The 16,688-nt window shown below is 35.2% G+C and carries 12 protein-coding genes; 9 read left to right on the forward strand and 3 right to left on the reverse strand.

What is annotated here, in order from left to right; translation table 11 throughout:
• Nucleotides 1–30: 30 nt before the first annotated feature.
• The 5 genes from QM481_RS15835 (at nucleotide 31) to trmB (ending at nucleotide 5,940) form a co-directional block, all read left to right on the forward strand.
• Nucleotides 31–1,710, forward strand: coding sequence for a TonB-dependent receptor (locus QM481_RS15835; RefSeq protein ID WP_283382417.1), 1,680 nt, complete (start codon nucleotides 31–33; stop codon nucleotides 1,708–1,710).
• 100 nt (nucleotides 1,711–1,810) lie between these two features.
• Nucleotides 1,811–2,839 carry an HU domain-containing protein gene (locus tag QM481_RS15840; RefSeq protein WP_283382418.1) on the forward strand — a complete coding sequence of 343 codons (1,029 nt, stop codon included), beginning with the start codon at nucleotides 1,811–1,813 and terminating at the stop codon, nucleotides 2,837–2,839.
• Between the two features lie 9 nt (nucleotides 2,840–2,848).
• Nucleotides 2,849–3,796: a hypothetical protein gene (locus tag QM481_RS15845; protein ID WP_283382419.1), complete on the forward strand. Its 948-nt coding sequence runs from the start codon at nucleotides 2,849–2,851 to the stop codon at nucleotides 3,794–3,796.
• A gap of 32 nt (nucleotides 3,797–3,828) precedes the next feature.
• The gene (locus tag QM481_RS15850) at nucleotides 3,829–5,121 is read left to right on the forward strand and encodes a bifunctional folylpolyglutamate synthase/dihydrofolate synthase (RefSeq protein ID WP_283382420.1); all 1,293 of its coding nucleotides are present in this window, start codon (nucleotides 3,829–3,831) and stop codon (nucleotides 5,119–5,121) included.
• Nucleotides 5,122–5,274: 153 nt separating this feature from the next.
• Nucleotides 5,275–5,940, forward strand: coding sequence for a tRNA (guanosine(46)-N7)-methyltransferase TrmB (trmB, locus tag QM481_RS15855; protein ID WP_283382421.1), 666 nt, complete (start codon nucleotides 5,275–5,277; stop codon nucleotides 5,938–5,940).
• 206 nt (nucleotides 5,941–6,146) lie between these two features.
• Here trmB and gap read toward each other — a convergent pair whose 3' ends face one another.
• A complete protein-coding gene (gene gap / locus QM481_RS15860) occupies nucleotides 6,147–7,160 on the reverse strand; it encodes a type I glyceraldehyde-3-phosphate dehydrogenase (protein ID WP_283382422.1) in 1,014 nt (337 codons plus the stop codon).
• 1,550 nt (nucleotides 7,161–8,710) lie between these two features.
• On the opposite strand from gap, the gene QM481_RS15865 reads away from it, so the two are divergent.
• Nucleotides 8,711–9,529, forward strand: a complete 819-nt coding sequence (locus QM481_RS15865; protein ID WP_283382423.1) for a 2,3,4,5-tetrahydropyridine-2,6-dicarboxylate N-succinyltransferase — start codon at nucleotides 8,711–8,713, stop codon at nucleotides 9,527–9,529.
• 92 nt (nucleotides 9,530–9,621) lie between these two features.
• Here QM481_RS15865 and QM481_RS15870 read toward each other — a convergent pair whose 3' ends face one another.
• Nucleotides 9,622–10,509 carry a 3-hydroxyacyl-CoA dehydrogenase family protein gene (locus tag QM481_RS15870; RefSeq protein WP_283382424.1) on the reverse strand — a complete coding sequence of 296 codons (888 nt, stop codon included), beginning with the start codon at nucleotides 10,507–10,509 and terminating at the stop codon, nucleotides 9,622–9,624.
• Between the two features lie 360 nt (nucleotides 10,510–10,869).
• Here QM481_RS15870 and QM481_RS15875 point away from each other — a divergent pair, with 360 nt between their 5' ends.
• The 3 genes from QM481_RS15875 to QM481_RS15885 all read left to right on the forward strand — a co-directional run bounded on the left by QM481_RS15875 (nucleotide 10,870) and on the right by QM481_RS15885 (nucleotide 14,769).
• Nucleotides 10,870–11,715, forward strand: a complete 846-nt coding sequence (locus QM481_RS15875; protein WP_283382425.1) for a CvfB family protein — start codon at nucleotides 10,870–10,872, stop codon at nucleotides 11,713–11,715.
• Between the two features lie 103 nt (nucleotides 11,716–11,818).
• A complete protein-coding gene (locus tag QM481_RS15880; RefSeq protein ID WP_283382426.1) occupies nucleotides 11,819–12,304 on the forward strand; it encodes a helix-turn-helix domain-containing protein in 486 nt (161 codons plus the stop codon).
• Between the two features lie 1,994 nt (nucleotides 12,305–14,298).
• Nucleotides 14,299–14,769 (forward strand): pyrophosphohydrolase domain-containing protein, encoded by a 471-nt coding sequence (locus tag QM481_RS15885; RefSeq protein WP_283382427.1) that lies wholly within the window; start codon nucleotides 14,299–14,301, stop codon nucleotides 14,767–14,769.
• Between the two features lie 420 nt (nucleotides 14,770–15,189).
• Here QM481_RS15885 and QM481_RS15890 read toward each other — a convergent pair whose 3' ends face one another.
• Entirely contained in the window at nucleotides 15,190–16,674 is a 1,485-nt protein-coding gene (locus tag QM481_RS15890; protein WP_166550162.1) for a tetratricopeptide repeat protein, read from the reverse strand.
• Nucleotides 16,675–16,688: the final 14 nt, after the last annotated feature.

The following is a 16,688-nucleotide window of genomic DNA, read 5'->3' on the forward strand; positions in this document are numbered from 1 at the left end:
TTTATTCTTAATCAAAGACTTTTATTTATTATGCATCATACATCATTAAAGCTTTCTCTCGCCAGCATTATGCTACTTGGATTATCCACACAAGGATTTTCTCAAGTAAATAAGAAAGAAGGGAAAATAGATAATTCAGAGGTAAGTGTAACGAAGGAACAAAAAAAGATTGTTGTACCACCACCCGTGAGAAAACTCGAGAAAATGGTAACACCACCCAATACTGTTCCAAGACCACCTTTGAGATTTTTATTTTCTGAAGTACCCAATAATGGAAGAATTACAGAAATTTCGAATCAAGTTCAAATGCCTGTAAATCCAGTGACGCCTGTTCAGTTATCCAAATATAACAATGTGATTAGAGCAGGATTCGGGAATTTTGGACATACCTATCTCGAAGGGCATGCAGGTATTGCTGTTGGTCAAGAAAACTATCATGGCATTTATGTCAAACACAATGCTTATCGATTAGGGCCGATTGGTGCCAACTATTCAGGAGAGTCGGATAACCAAATTAAGGCACATAGTCGTACACAATTTAACTCAGTAAAATTGGAAGGCTCTTTGGGCTGGAAACGTAAAGGTTTTTATTATTATGGATACCAACCTAAGGTATATTCATTTGATAAAGAAACCATTTTTAACTCATGGAATAAATTCAATTTTGACGGGACTATTTCTAATACGAGTAAAACATCTCCTATTGATTATATCTTCCGTTCAAAATTATCTTACCTATTTACGAAAGTAGGGGCAAACGAGTTACTTTGGGATGCAGGTATGTCGGCGTCATTTCCTTTAACGGATAAACTTTCAGCCAATTTTGACGGACAGATGGTCTTGGCACAATCGCAAGATTCATTAACTACTTATCGTAATTTGTACAAGTTGGTTCCTAACTTTAAATACAAAGACGAATTATTTAGTGTGACATTGGGGGTAATGCTTGCTAATAGCAAGGAAAAAACTACGGAAAATGAAACCTATGTACTTCCTGTCCTAAAAGCTGATTATCAGTTGATGGATGGAATCAAGCTTTACGCAGGTTATGAAGGAGATGTTATGGCGAATAACCTCACAACAATTCTTCAAGAAAATCAATGGTTAGGTCGTTTTCAATCTTTAAAACCAACCAGAAAACTGTCTGATATATACGCAGGTGTCAAAGCTAATTTATATGGCGGACTTTCAGGTGAGTTGAAAGGGAGTTTTGCCACTTACAAGAATTTCTATGTCCTGAATAATTCTCGCTCAGATTCTACCAAGTTTGAAATTTTGTATTCTAACGATACCACAAAAGTTCATGTGACAAGTCTTTCAGGACAAATCAATTATGAAATTCCACAATTGTTTCGTTCATCCTTGTTAATGGATTATTATATTTATAGTAATCTCGGTAACTTAAAAGAGGCTTGGCATCGTCCTGCTTTCAAGGCTACATGGTCTAATCAGTATCTGATTAGAGAAAAAATGCTAGTAACATCCGATTTTTATGTGCTTACAGGATTAAAAGGACTCAATGGGCAGACCAATCAGCAGGTGACGCTTAACCCAATCTTTGATTTAAACTTGAAATTCACCTTCTTTATCAGCGAAAGATTTGATGTATTCCTTTCAGCGAATAATATTTTAAATAAAAATTACCAAAGATACTTATATTATCCTGTTCAGGGTGCCAACTTCCTTGCAGGATTGTCATTTTCTTTTTAAATTGTAACACAATTTCTTAAGATCGTGTAATTATTTTTCTCAATAATTCAGGTTATTGATTTTAAGATAATTACACGATTTTTTATTTTCTGACAATTCTATGGCAACAATTCAACACTATATTCAGGAGCTTTTATTCGAGCGCGATTGTGTGGTCGTTCCTGACTTTGGAGGTTTTATTACTAACTTTCAAAGTGCCAAGTTAGACCGCTCGTTGAATTTTATCTCACCTGCCAAGCGCTGGGTGGCATTCAACAGCCTTTTGAAAAATGACGATGGTTTATTGTCTCATTTCATCGCCAAGTCAGAAGGAATTTCACTGGAAGAATCAACGATTAAGATAAGAGCATTTGTCGATGCACTTAAGTTTAGACTGAGAAATGCTGAACAAGTATATTTAGAGCAAATAGGCTTCTTTGAACTTAATAAGGAAAATAAATTGGTATTTACACCATTATCAGAACAAAACTATTGCTCTGATAGCTTTGGACTAGGTACTATCAATATTTATCCAAAAAGAAATCTAGAAATAGAATCTCCACAGAAAGAGTCCAAATCTAAACTTTCAGTATTCAGAGGCGCTGACCGTGCAGCAGAAAGAGTTGTCAAAACTTCTAAGAAAACGGCTGCAACTGTGAAAAAGCTCGTTCCCTTCATGACAGGAGTGGCTACGGCTGTCTTGTTAGGCATCGGAATACTTTCTTATGAGGAGCAAAATAGTCTTAGCACAATGAATCCTTTCGTGGGTATCACAGCAAGAAAGCCAGTGCCAGCCCCCATCATTGAGACGAAATCGAGGTTTGTTGATACCCTCACTAGAGAAGTTCAACCGATAAAAGATTCAATACCAGCATCACAAGGAAATACACTTTCTTATAACAATAATGGTGATTATTTCGTTATTGTAGGGAGTTTTGGCAATGAGGCCAATGCCCAAAAGTTTGTAAAAGAACTTCAATCAAAGGGTTTTTCAAACGCTACCGTGATTGAGCCAGAAAGAAAAGGAAAGTTGATAAAAGTATCTGCCAACTCATATCGCAATGAAAATGAAGCATATACTGAATCAGCAACAATCAAGTCGAAACTAAGAGCTTCTGCTTGGATATTTAAGTCTTCAAAAAAACAATAGCTCTAACGAATGTCTACCTACAATCTAGAACAAGAAGAAAAACAAAATCGGCAATTCGCCTTTATTGTGACCAGTGCTGTTAACATACTCTTATTTATCATGCTTTGGTATGTGACAGTTTGGAATTCAGAGGAAAATAAAAAAGTCGAAAAAATTGGAGGTGGCGGATTTGTAGTCAACTTTGGAACAGACAAAGATGGTAGTGGTTCCATTTATACCAAAAATCATGGGAATAAAGCAAAAAATGAATTTGATTCAAAACCTGCTGAAGTTAAGCCCTTACCTAAGAAAGAGCCTACCCCAATTGTAGAAAAAGTAAAACCTGTTAAAGCCAAACCAAGCCCAGAACCAGAAGTCATTAAAAGTACCCGACCTAGTCCAGTGAAGGTGCCAGAAGTAACCAAAAAGGTAGAAAAGGCCAAAGAAAATCCTAAAGCCAATGTACCAGTTACCAAACCAACTCCTGCCAAACCAGTTGAACAACAAGTGATTAAAGGGGCAACAATCCCAGTAAGAACTGGTGGTAATGGTACTTCAGGTACAGACTCGAGAACAGGTGGTGGTTCTGATGGAGATGGAAAAGGTGTTGGAAATAAAGGTCAGCCCAATGGAAATTCAGTTAAAAATGGGACTTATGACCCTAAGCCTCCTGGAAGTGGTAACGGAGGAAATGGAGGTAACGGTTCAGGAACTGCCATTAGCTTAGCTGGTTGGACTTGGAACAGCCGACCAGAAGTAAACGATGATTCGGATGAAACAGGAATAGTGAAATTTAGACTAAAGGTAGATTCGGATGGAGTTGTTCAGGTGGTTGAAACCATCGAATCCAGTTTGAGTCCAGCTGTAACACAGAAATATAAAAGAGCCGTACAAAAATTAACTTTCCGTCCGACTTCCGCAGGGGAGAGACCAGAAATTTCGGTAGGAACCATAACATTTAGAATTTCATCAAAGTAGTGCGGTAACGCACTACTTTATTTTTTTGTATTATGAATTATCAAGAAACAATCGAGTATCTCTATCAATTACTCCCTGTCTTTCACAGAGAAGGTAAGAAGGCCTATAAAGCCGATTTAAAAAATACCTTGGCAATTTGTGAGCATTTAGGAAATCCGCAGCATCAATTCAAAAGTATCCATGTTGGAGGCACAAATGGGAAAGGAAGTTCATCCCATTTTTTAGCATCAATTTTACAAGAGGCTGGATACAAAACAGGGCTTTATACCTCCCCACATCTCAAATCATTTACTGAACGAATCAAAATCAATGGACAGCCTATTCCAGAACAGGAAGTAGTAGACTATGTAGAGCGAAATAAAGCCTTTATCTTGGATTTAAGACCTTCATTCTTTGAATGTACTGTTGGTTTAGCTTTTGAGTATTTCGCCTCTCAAAACGTAGATATAGCTATAATTGAAGTAGGTTTAGGAGGGCGTTTGGACTCCACCAATGTAATCACACCAGAGCTTTCATTGATTACAAATATCAGCTTTGATCATACAGACATATTGGGGAATACCATTGAACAAATTGCTACCGAAAAAGCAGGGATTATTAAGCCAAAAATACCAGTGGTTATCTCTCAAAGACAGCCAGAAGCCGATGTAGTGTTTCAAAATAAAGCAGTTGAGACTTCAACTGTAATTTCCTTTGCTTCAGATAGATACATATTGAATGAATATTCAGTTGTTGAGAATTTTGCAAAAGTAGAGTACTCTGACACTCAAAATAAGGAAATAATCAATCTCGAATCCCAACTTATTGGTAGGTATCAAATTGATAACCTACGAGGAATTATTAACGCAGTAGAAATTCTCAATAAGAGAGGTTTCGCTATTGATAAAAAGGACTTGGAAAGGGGGGTAGCTAAAGTTGTTACAAATACGGGACTAAAGGGCAGATGGCAAACTTTACGAGAAACCCCTAAAGTGATTTGTGATACTGGCCATAATATTGCTGGGATTACTGAAAATTTGGTGACGCTTGATAAGTATCGGTATCATCAATTATGGATGATCTTAGGATTCGTAAGTGATAAGGATATTCGTGCGATTTTAGAAATTTTACCTAAGACCGCTAAATTTGTATTTTGTCAAGCAGATGTACCAAGAGCCCTCGAGGCAGACGATCTTCAACAGTTGGCCAAAGACTATCAACTCGAAGGCACTGTCATTAAGGATGTCAATAAGGCAATAGATTGGGTGGTGCAACAAGCCAGCGAAGATGATTTTGTATATGTAGGAGGAAGTACCTTTGTCGTAGCGGGAATTCATCAACTATAGGTCAAAATGAAGGTTCTGAGAATTAATCGTACTGAAGTTAGATACGGTTGTATAATTTCATTTGATTCTCAAGCAACTCAATTTTGGTCATTTTAAGGGTAAATTCTTATTTATCAGCTAGTTTTAATCAATTTATTATAACAAATTTTTACCGTGTCAAGAAAGAAATCAGACAGGTTTGCGCTAAGTAGAGCGCTTTCTAACGTTTTAGAGTCAGGAAAACCACTTTATGAAACTATTAAGGGTCAGTGGAATGAAATTATGTTCGAGAAACAACAACCAATCGTTTTAGAGCTCGGTTGTGGGAAAGGGGAGTACACCGTTGGCCTAGCACAAGTTTTTCCAGAAAAGAATTTTATCGGAATAGATATTAAAGGGGATAGGATTGCGGTCGGTGCTAAATTTGCTAACGAAAATAGTCTTTCGAATGTTGCCTTTCTAAGAACTAAAATTCATCAGTTATTAGATTTCTTTGAAAAAGATGAAATTTCAGAAATCTGGATTACCTTTCCTGATCCTCAACCTTTGAAAAGTGGTATAAAGCGTCGTTTAACTAATCCAAGGTTTCTAGAACTGTACAAAGAAATCCTTCAAAATGACGGTTTATTACATTTGAAAACAGATAGTGAGCTTTTGTTTGACTATACTTTGGAAGTTTTACCAGCATTTGGCGTAGAAGAATTGGCATACACGAAAGATTTATACAATTCTGAACTAAATGTTCGTCACTATGGAATTAAGACCAGATTTGAGCAAATATTCACTGAAAAAGGATACAATATCAACTATTTGTCAGCGAAGTTTAAGCATATATCATAAATAATGATAATAATAGTCAAAAGTCCCTGCATTCGTGGGGGCTTTTTTATGTTCTTAGGTTTGACTATACCTATCTATGAAGTTACAAAATTTTTATGCTATTCTCAGAAGGCATTTTTGTCTATAAAAAGGTTATACATCGAGTTGATATTACCTAAAAAGCAAAAAAAAAGGAGACCGAAGCCTCCTTTTTTCAATATGTTGAATTATTTGCTGATCAATTCAGCGAAATATTTAACAGTTCTCACCAATTGGCTTACATAACTCATTTCGTTGTCATACCAGCTAACTGTTTTCACTAATTGTTGGTCACCAACAGTGATAACTTTAGTTTGAGTAGCATCGAATAAGCTACCAAAGCTAATTCCGATGATATCGCTAGAAACGATTTCATCCTCAGTATAGCCAAAAGATTCGTTAGCAGCAGCTTTAGCAGCAGCATTAACTTCTTCAACAGTTACTTTTTTATCTAAGATAGTAACCAATTCAGTTAAACTACCTGTGATTGTAGGAACACGTTGAGCACCACCATCTAATTTACCTTTCAATTCTGGTAATACTAAACCGATTGCTTTTGCAGCACCTGTGCTGTTCGGGATAATGTTAGCAGCAGCAGCTCTAGCACGACGTAAATCTCCTTTTGGATGTGGAGCATCTAAAGTATTTTGGTCGTTAGTATAAGCGTGAACTGTAGTCATTGTACCCATTGAGATACCGAAGTTATCGTTTAATGCTTTTGCCATTGGAGCAAGACAGTTGGTTGTACAACTTGCAGCACTAATAACATCTTCCGTTCCATCTAATGTTAAATGGTTAACGTTGAATACGATTGTTTTCAAGTCCCCAGTAGCTGGAGCAGAGATGATAACTCTTTTCGCACCTGCTTGTAAGTGAGCAGCAGCTTTGTCTTTGTCTGTAAAGAAACCAGTACATTCTAAAACTACATCTACATCGTGCTCTCCCCAAGGAATATCAGCTGGACTACGTTGAGCATAAATTTTTACTTCCTCACCGTTAACGATAATGCTATTTTCTGTAGAAGTAACTTCTTGGTTGAATCTACCTTGAGCACTGTCGTATTTCAACAAGTGAGCTAGGGTAGAAGGACTAGTTAAGTCGTTGATAGCAACAACGTCAATACCAGGCATGTTGTAGATTTGACGGTACGCTAGACGACCAATACGACCAAAGCCATTAATTGCAACTTTAATTTTAGCCATTTTTATATAAGGGATAATAGTTTAAACACTCTACAAAAATACTGGATTTAGAACCTTTTTCCAAAGAAAGAGGAAGAAAACATGATGAAAAACTGTAAAATAGGCAAGTTACATGTTTAGTAAATATGATACCACTGTTAGTAATTAGTTGGTTATTTTAGTAAAATGCTAATAAAATTGATAATAAATTTAGCAAAATCTTAAATATTGCTAAAAATAATAGTGTTTCAATTTATGACTAATAACTATAAACTATACTTAAATGGGGCGATTATAATCGAATAGGAGCAGAGAGGCTATTCTGGGAGTTTATGTCATCTATGGGCTACGAGTAAAGAATGTACTAAATTTTCCTTTCTAGTTATAAAAAGAATTTTCTCCGCCAAGTCCTAGTCCTGTGATTTTCCTCTAGATATTATTTTCTAAAGACCATTATACCTTAAACTTAGTCCGCTTTATGCTCCTGGCAAAAGAGAAACGCTTTCAGTATTTCTCTTTAGAAACTTTAGCATACGGTATAGCTTGCTTAAAACAGGTTTTTATATTTACTAACATTATTCTCTTACTTCTTCAAACTCAAAATACGAGTAGGGGTTTGATAGAAAAACCTCTTGAAGGTTGCATACATTTGGTCAAAAATTCAGTTGGTATTGGGAGAAACTTTCACCTAGGTGATTCAGTCGGATTATTAAAGAATAGGATAGAGACTGTTTAAACTTTTGTAAAATTGTTTGCGTGAACCATGAATCTCTACGGTTTGTGAGAAGCGAAGTAGAACGCCACTCTGATTATAAATTCTTGAATTTTTCGCGGCCTCCACTGTGGTTGCATTTTGTTTTAAGACAGAAACGACTAGTTGGGCACGCCTTGCTAAAAAGTAAGACGAAGAAAAAATCGATAAAATATTTTTTGAAAAATTTAAACAGTATCATAGTGTTTCTTGTACTGATCCTTCCTAAACTCATCGAATTTGAATGTTGGTTTAACCTAAAATACCCATTTGACAGCCTGGAATATGGGCTATTTATACACAGTAATCTAGCCTCCACTTATAAGTCTGACTATTTTTTTAACATTTTTTAAGGCATAAAATCCTTTCTTTTCGCTCAAATATTATAGAAAAAGCTAGGATTTTTCATTTATTTTTCCTTTCTTTGTTTAAGAATAATTACTTATTCTTTTGCTCATCCTTACATAAAAAATCTTCTCTTATTAATCATTTCTTTTGTGCCTCCTCATGGCGCACTATTGTTTGTTTTTTCTAAATTATTTCACCAAACAATATTCTGTTTTCGTTATTCGTCCACTTTTGTTAATAATGTAACTTCAACTAAATCAGTTAATTAAATGCTCCTACCTCAAGTTGAAAATTAAGCCTACTGATACGAGTTGTTTCTCACAAAATCCAGTTTTTTTATTCAAATAACCTCATTTAATCATCTAGAGAATACCCTCCAAAATTGGATTTTCCTCCACGTATATAGTGTCTGTATCGGTTAAATATGTTTTCTTTGTGCTTGAATTAAAAATGTATTTATTCACAGTATTCAATGGAAAACGTAAAAGAAATTATCGAGAAGGCTTGGGAAGACACTAGCCTCCGCTCAACTCCTGAAACAATACAATCAATCGAATACGTTGTAGAGCAAGTAGACAAAGGCCTACTTCGTACAGCTCAACCAAACGAAGACGGTTCATGGACTGTTAACGACTGGGTGAAAAAAGCTATCGTAATGTATTTCCCAATTCGTAAGATGGAAGTACAAGAAGTAGGAATCTTTGAATTCCACGATAAAATGAAATTGAAAACAGACTACGCTGGTCTTGGCGTACGTGTGGTTCCTCCAGCTGTAGCTCGTTATGGAGCATATCTTGCTAAAGGTGTTATTATGATGCCTTCTTACGTAAACATAGGTGCTTTCGTAGACTCTGGTACTATGGTTGACACTTGGGCTACAGTAGGAAGTTGTGCACAAATCGGTAAAGATGTTCACTTAAGTGGTGGTGTTGGTATTGGTGGTGTACTAGAACCACCTCAAGCAGCTCCAGTAATTATTGAAGATGGTGCATTCATCGGATCAAGATGTATCGTGGTTGAAGGTGCTCATATCGGTAAAAGAGCCGTTTTAGGTGCTGGTGTAACTATCACAGGTTCTTCTAAGATCATTGATGTGACTGGACCAGAACCTGTAGAATACATTGGATATGTTCCAGAAAACTGTGTTGTAATTCCGGGTGGATACACAAAAAGATTCCCAGCAGGTGATTACAACGTGCCATGTGCTTTAATTATCGGAAAACGCAAAGAAAGTACAGATTTGAAAACATCCCTAAATGCTGCTTTGCGTGAAAACAACGTAGCTGTTTAGCAATAGGAGAGAAGTATATAACATCAAAGGCTTGCTATTAATAGCAAGCCCTTTTTTATGCCTTTTTATGAGATTTAACGCCTTTTTATTTCTTACCTAAAGCGTTGGGACACTTCAGCCTCTTTTAGTCCCTTAGCGTACGAATAAAAGCCTTCGCCACTTTTTACCCCTAATTTCCCAGCCTGAACCATATTCACCAATAGGGGACAAGGAGCATATTTAGAATTCTTGAATCCATCATACAATACTTTCATTATCGAAAGACACGTATCTAGTCCAATAAAATCAGCTAATTGTAAAGGTCCCATTGGATGAGCCATACCTAATTTCATAATCGAATCTATTTCATCAACACCTGAAACTCCTTCAAATACACTTATAATTGCTTCATTAATCATTGGCATCAAAATTCTATTTGCGATAAACCCTGGGTAATCGTTCACAACAACAGGAATCTTGTCTAACGCTTTTGTATAGTTATACACCAACTGATAGGTTTCTTCGCTAGTTGAGTAGCCTTTAATGATCTCAACCAATTTCATGACAGGTACTGGATTCATAAAGTGCATTCCTATAACCTTATCGGGTCTTTGGGTATAAGAGGCTATTTGTGTAATAGAGATAGAAGAAGTATTGGTGGCAAGTATACAGGCTTCAGGGCAATGTTTATCTAATTCCTGAAATATAGCTTGTTTCAAAGTGGGGGCTTCAGAGACTGCTTCTACCACTAAATCTGCCTTCTGAACGGCTTTCTCGATAGAAGTAAGGGGTTGAATCAGTTCAATGGTTTTTGATTGAATTTCGGCAGTTATTAAGCCTTTCTTGACTTGTCTCTCAAGGTTTAGTTGAATAGTCTTCAGTGCATTTCCTAATACCTCTTCTTTTGTATCTACAATAGCTACGTTAAAACCATTTTGAGCAAAAGAATGGGCTATACCATTTCCCATAGTACCAGCACCTATTACAGCAATGTTTTTCATATTTAATATCAGTCTGAGTAATTGTAATTAGTTTGTTTGTAAAGTCTCGAAGTAGGAGCAAGAGCAACTGAATATTTGTTCTTGTCTACTTGATGATCTAAAAGTATTGTGACTGGAATTTACAGAAGAATTACTTATACACAAGCTCATTTCAAGACAGTTTTCTTAATTGCCTGAAAATCAAGAAAATGCAACTTGTATATACATGAATAAAAAACAAGAAACGATCTTGTATATACAAGATAAAATATTGAGAAAGAATAGGTTAGGAGAGTGTGTAATTTATTCCATCATTAGGGATTCTAACAGAGATATTGCATTTTTGTAAATAGAAATGAATTCAACAAATCAATTAACAAAATGGAAAAACAGAGAGTAGAAATCGCCTTGGGAAAATACAATAACCTGGAGGTGATCAAGGAGCTAGAATTTGGTATGTATTTGGATGGTGGCGATGAAGAAATTCTAATCCCTCGTTCTTATATTCCTGAGGGTACAAAAATAGGAGATTTCATAGATGTGTTTCTTTATAGAGATTCAGAGGATAGACTTATCGCCACTACTATGAAGCCATTTGCTCAGGTAGGAGAATTTGCTTATTTGACCGTTAAAGACGTAAATCAATTGGGTGTATTTCTTGACTGGGGATTAGTAAAAGATTTACTTGTACCTTTTGGCGAACAATCTCATAAGATGGCCGTAGGAAGAAAATATTTGGTCTATATATATGTAGATACTCAAACGGAGAGAATCGTGGCTTCAGCGAAGATTGATCGCTTCTTACCTAGTGATAAAATCTCATTCTCAGAAGGACAGAAGGTTTCAATTCTTCCTTACGAATATACAGACCTCGGAATAAAATGTTTGATTGAAAACAATTCTCAAGGTGTACTTTACAAAAATGAATTGTTTAAAAATGTAAACATGGGCAGTTTACAAAATGCATTCATTAAGAAGGTAAGAGAAGATGGCAAAATCGATTTAACATTGGAAATTATCGGATTTGACAGAATTGAAGAATGTAAAATTACATTATTAAATGAACTTTCAGCTAATAACAACTTCCTAGAATTAAACGATAAGACTGCACCAGAGGTTATTTATGCAAGTTTACAAATGTCAAAAAAGGATTTCAAGAAAGCTGTAGGCGGTTTACTGAAAGAAGGGAAGATTCAGTTTCATAATAATGGCATTTCACTTTTGTAACTATTTAACATTGTAAATACATTTGTAAATCAATATTATCTATTTATATTTGTAACAAATAATGTGAATTTACATTAAGCAATATATGATTTACACTAGTAACATGGACTTAAATAAAAAAATAGAGCAAATAATAGTAGACAAAGGAATGTCACCGAGTTTCTTTGCAGATGCGATTGGAGTGCAAAGAAGTAGCATTTCTCATATACTTTCTGGTAGAAATAAGCCTAGTTTGGACATTATTCAGAAGATTTTAAGGGTTTTTCCTGATATTAACCGAGATTGGCTACTTTTTGACACTGAAACTCCTTATGATAACCACTCTACAAATACCATTCAACCATCTGTTTTTCAGCAAGTTACACCTCAAATAAGAGATAACTCAAACGCACGAGAATCGAGTAAATTTGTAGTGCCTGAGGAAAGGATTATACAACAAAATCTCAGACGTAAGGTAGAGCGCCCAGAAGTGCCATCAAATCCTATTACTCCACCCATTTCGGTGGCTCCAGAACCAACAGGTAAAAAAATTGAACGCATTGTCATTTTCTATACCGACGGAACTTTCATGGAAAGCAAGCCAATGTAAAGACGGGTTTATCCCGTCTTTTTTTTTGTATTTTTACAAGTAGACAAAACTATTGTTTTGTTAATTTTAACTAGGAAGGTTTGCCTATATGTCCTTATTATAATATTGAAGTTGGCTTCCTACTTACTTTTAACTCTATTCGAATAGTACAATTTAGTAGCTTCTAATTCTCCTACTTTATTGAAAGATTTTACAGCCATTCCGATGTCTATATCCAAGGGATTTAACACCATCTTTAGGTCTATTTAGCTGTGCGTTAAAGTGAATATATATTCATTTTAACGCTTATATTGAAGCACTGCAAGATAGTCTAATACCTGTTTTACCATGAAACTATCTTAATCTATTTGGCTAGTTCCTTCGAAAAAAGAAGAAAGAAATACATATATTTTATGATTTTGAAGGCTAATTTGTTAGGTATTTCTTTCTTCTTTTCAACGAAAAACCTTTCTTTGAATGTCAAAATCTCCTTCTGAAAATGAATTGTAATGCAACTTTAATAAATATAATGAATGGCATTATGCCTATTTTTTCATCTCTTTCACTATGATTTGGTAACCTTTTATACATCCACTATAGGGTAAAAATGGCCTTTTCTTCATGGCTATAGGTTTATAAAACCGGCGCATGTTCTATTAAAATGATGAAATATCCCAGCCTAGAAGGACAAAAATATGCTTGAATACAATGCTTAAATTTGACAAATTAAAGGCATACTTGACACCAATATGGTTTGAATTAGCCCAAAAAGCGGTCTATTCATCAGAATAAGATCCCTCTTTTTGTAAAGAATAATAAACAATTTGTAGACGATTATGTAATAATTGTCAGCCCAGAAGTCCTTTTCTCAAGTATTTATTTTATTAAATATCCTAAATAAAGACCTACTAACTTATTGGGTTCTATAGAAGGCGTCTTTCTCACTAGGGATAAAACTAGCCCTTCCTTTTACAAATGCTTTACTACTGAATTGGTATCCTAATCCAAAACTTATGACGTATATCAACATCAGAACCCCTCAAAATGATTAGATCGGAATTCTATTCTAAATATTCCTATCTCTAGAATTGCCTGCTAGCACAAGTTATGCTCGATAATTTAACTTTTAGGAGGGGATACATTCCCTGAAATATCTGCTACACAATACAACATAGCTTCGGCCAATACACTTCTAGCCCTAAGAGTTATGACATCGCTCAAGCCGCTTTCTTTGATACCAGAATGCGGTGTATAGAAACTTAATGAAAGAATTGGTAGCAAAAGGTATAGGGAGATTACCTATTTTATTAAAAAGTAAATGACTAAAATTCATACATAAAGGCTAAAAAAATCTAAATAATTCATATTTTAATAGCTATAAATCACTCAAAATAGGGCATTACACACGTTTTTTAGGCAGTAGGGGAGGCTATTTTTAGTTATTCAATGCTAGCATTGAGCGATGAAAATAGGGGCTTAAATCCAAAATTTTGAAAAGAGTAGGAGTGATTTTCATAATTTTTATATAAATATTAGGAGGGAAGGGGCTTATTTTTTTGCTCCGACCCGACTCTCAATTTTATATCTCTCCATCCATAACCCTGTCTTATTGCCACTTCTACTATAGAATCTTTCCCACTCTATACTCTTTGCCTATCCCATTTATTTAGGGTTCTTTTCTAACTCTACCTTGATAATTCATTGATATACAATTTATTATCCTCTACTCAAATAGACAATATTTAGTATTATTCCGTGAAACTACCCTGCTTCTTATAAATGTTCCACGTGAATATATAAGTGACTGATACACAATTTGTTATACTAAAAGAGGAATATCTTATTTTTCCGAAGAAATCATAAAATTTATAAAGTATCCATTTATAAGGTTTAGACTAATACAGATATAATATTTTGAAGAAATAGAATAATTAAGGACTTTTGGTAATGATTGCTTAAATTGCAGTACTAAAGACCCATTTGGGAGACCATATAATTAAAAAAGATAAGTATAAATGGAAAAGTTAGATTCGTTGAACCAGGTTGCAGCATTTCATAAAACTTTCAAAGCGCCGATTTTGGACACACCACAGGTACCATCAGAGGACAGAAGCAAGCTTCGTGTAAGTTTAATCGCTGAGGAGTTAAAAGAATTGGAAGATGGTATTAGAAATAATGATATTGTAGAAATCGCAGATGCTCTTTGCGATATTCAATATGTATTGTCTGGTGCGGTTCTTGAGTTTGGACTTGGAAATAAATTTGTTGAACTGTTCAATGAAGTACAGCGCTCAAATATGAGCAAGGCTTGCCAAACGATTGAAGAAGCTGAAGCAACTGTAAAATTCTATTTTGAAAAAGATGGTACAGAAGCATTTATCGAACCAGACGGTGAGCAATACTTGGTATATAGAAAATCTGATAATAAGATTCTTAAATCAATCAATTATTCTCCAGCGAACCTCGACGCCATTCTGAGTAAATAAATCACTCAGAAGCCAAATAAATGCAGTATTTGAAGCCCCTGAGAATCGTTTATATGAAAACATTCTTTAGTTGGTTCCGAATACTGCATTTTTGTTTAAAGCTAAAAGCCTTCTAATTCGCGTTAAAACGTGTTGTTTAACTCATAAAATAGAGATTTTGTCGGTGTTAAGTATGAGAGGGCTGAAGAGAACAGAGAACATCAAATGACAATACAGTAAAACAGCCTGTACCCCGATAAATTACTGAAATTGACGGATTTACACAAAAAAATAAATGTTTCATAATTTATATTATGTTAAATAGAACTTTACGCTAAATAAGCCTATTTACTGTACGTCCTACTTTACATTGTGATATAGCAACAAAAAAGCCTGACGAAAACTCGTCAGGCTTTTTTGTTATGCTAATAAATGATTGAATTACTCACCTAATTCTTTCAATTTATCTTCCATTTTCAATACGCGGTACAATTGTTTCAGGTTTTCTTTAACATCTTCCTCTTTCTTCAAAGAATATGCTTTTTCGAAGTACTTCAATGCTTCTTTGAACTTGTCATCTCTAGTAGCTTCAGCAGCTTTTCCATCTTTCTTGTACTCATCCATACCCATGTCACCTACTTTCTTATTTAAGATAACTGCCTCATTGAAAGCAATTACACCTAAGTTATAGTTCACATCGTAGTTGTTTGGATCTACTTTTAATGCTTTATCGTAATTTGCCAATGCACTTGCTTTAGCAGCTTTTTGTTTTTCTTGTAAAGCAGCAATCTTAGCATTCAACTCAGCAGCATTTCCTGCATTCGCAGACTTTTTAGCTAGTTCAGCATTCAAGTTATCAAGCTCCACCTTCTCAGCATCTCTTTGCTTCGTAATCTCAGCAATTTGTTTCTTTGTGTTAACTGCTGATTTTGGATCTTTTTTAATTTTGTCTGTCAAACGCTTAATTTCTGATTCAAATGCATCTACTTTATCTTTTTGAGCAGCTACTTTCTTCTTCACTCCTTCTACATCGAATTCAGCTAATTTTTCTTTAATGTCACGAATTTCACCATTGTATTGTTCAGCCTTGTTATCGAATAAAATAGCCAAGTTTAATACAGTTTGAACATTACTTGGGTCTTTTTCAACTACTGCAGACAATTCAGAGATTGCAGAATCAATTTTCTTGAATGCCAAGTACATATTGATTTTCTCGTTCTTCAAATCTTTATTAGCTGGGTGAAGTGAAATACCCTTCTCCAATGTCGCTAATGCTTTATCTTCATTTTTCTCATCTTTGTAGATTTGAGCCAAGCTGTAGTAAATACCTGGATCTTTACCTCCTAACGAAATGAATTTTTCAAAGCCCACTTTTGCAGCGTCATTTTCTTTAGCCATTTGACCAATGATACCTGTGTACATTGCCGCAGTAGTATCTTTTGAGCCAATTTCTGATGCCATTTGAAGATCTTTCAACGCACCTGAGTAATCTTTAGCTTGGTATTTAGCGATACCTGCGTTCATAAACGCACCGTATAATTTCATACCTTCGCCTTCTGCTTTACCTTCCTTATTATAAGCAACTGATAAATATTTCTTTGCAGCAGCAGCAGTCGATCCTTCTTTACCGTTTACAACATCCAATGAAATTGCTTTCTTTAAAGATTCAACAGCGATAACGCCAGCATTAGGAACTTGATTCGTTAACTCGGTATCTTGAGAGTTTGCCAAGTCAAGATAAGCCTCAGCTCTTGTCAACCAAGTTTTAGCTTTTAATGAATCTTTTTTAGTAATCGCTTCGTCTACTTTCTTTTTTGCATCTAAGATTGTTTTGCGGTTTGCCTCCAGAAGCAATTTATCTGTTTGGGCATACGATGCTCCTCCAGTTGCGGCAACAGCGAAAAGAGCAAATGTGAGTTTTCTCATTGTTTAGTAAATGG

It is taken from the genome of Flectobacillus rivi, assembly GCF_030056655.1.
Taxonomy (GTDB): Bacteria; Bacteroidota; Bacteroidia; order Cytophagales; family Spirosomataceae; genus Flectobacillus; species Flectobacillus rivi.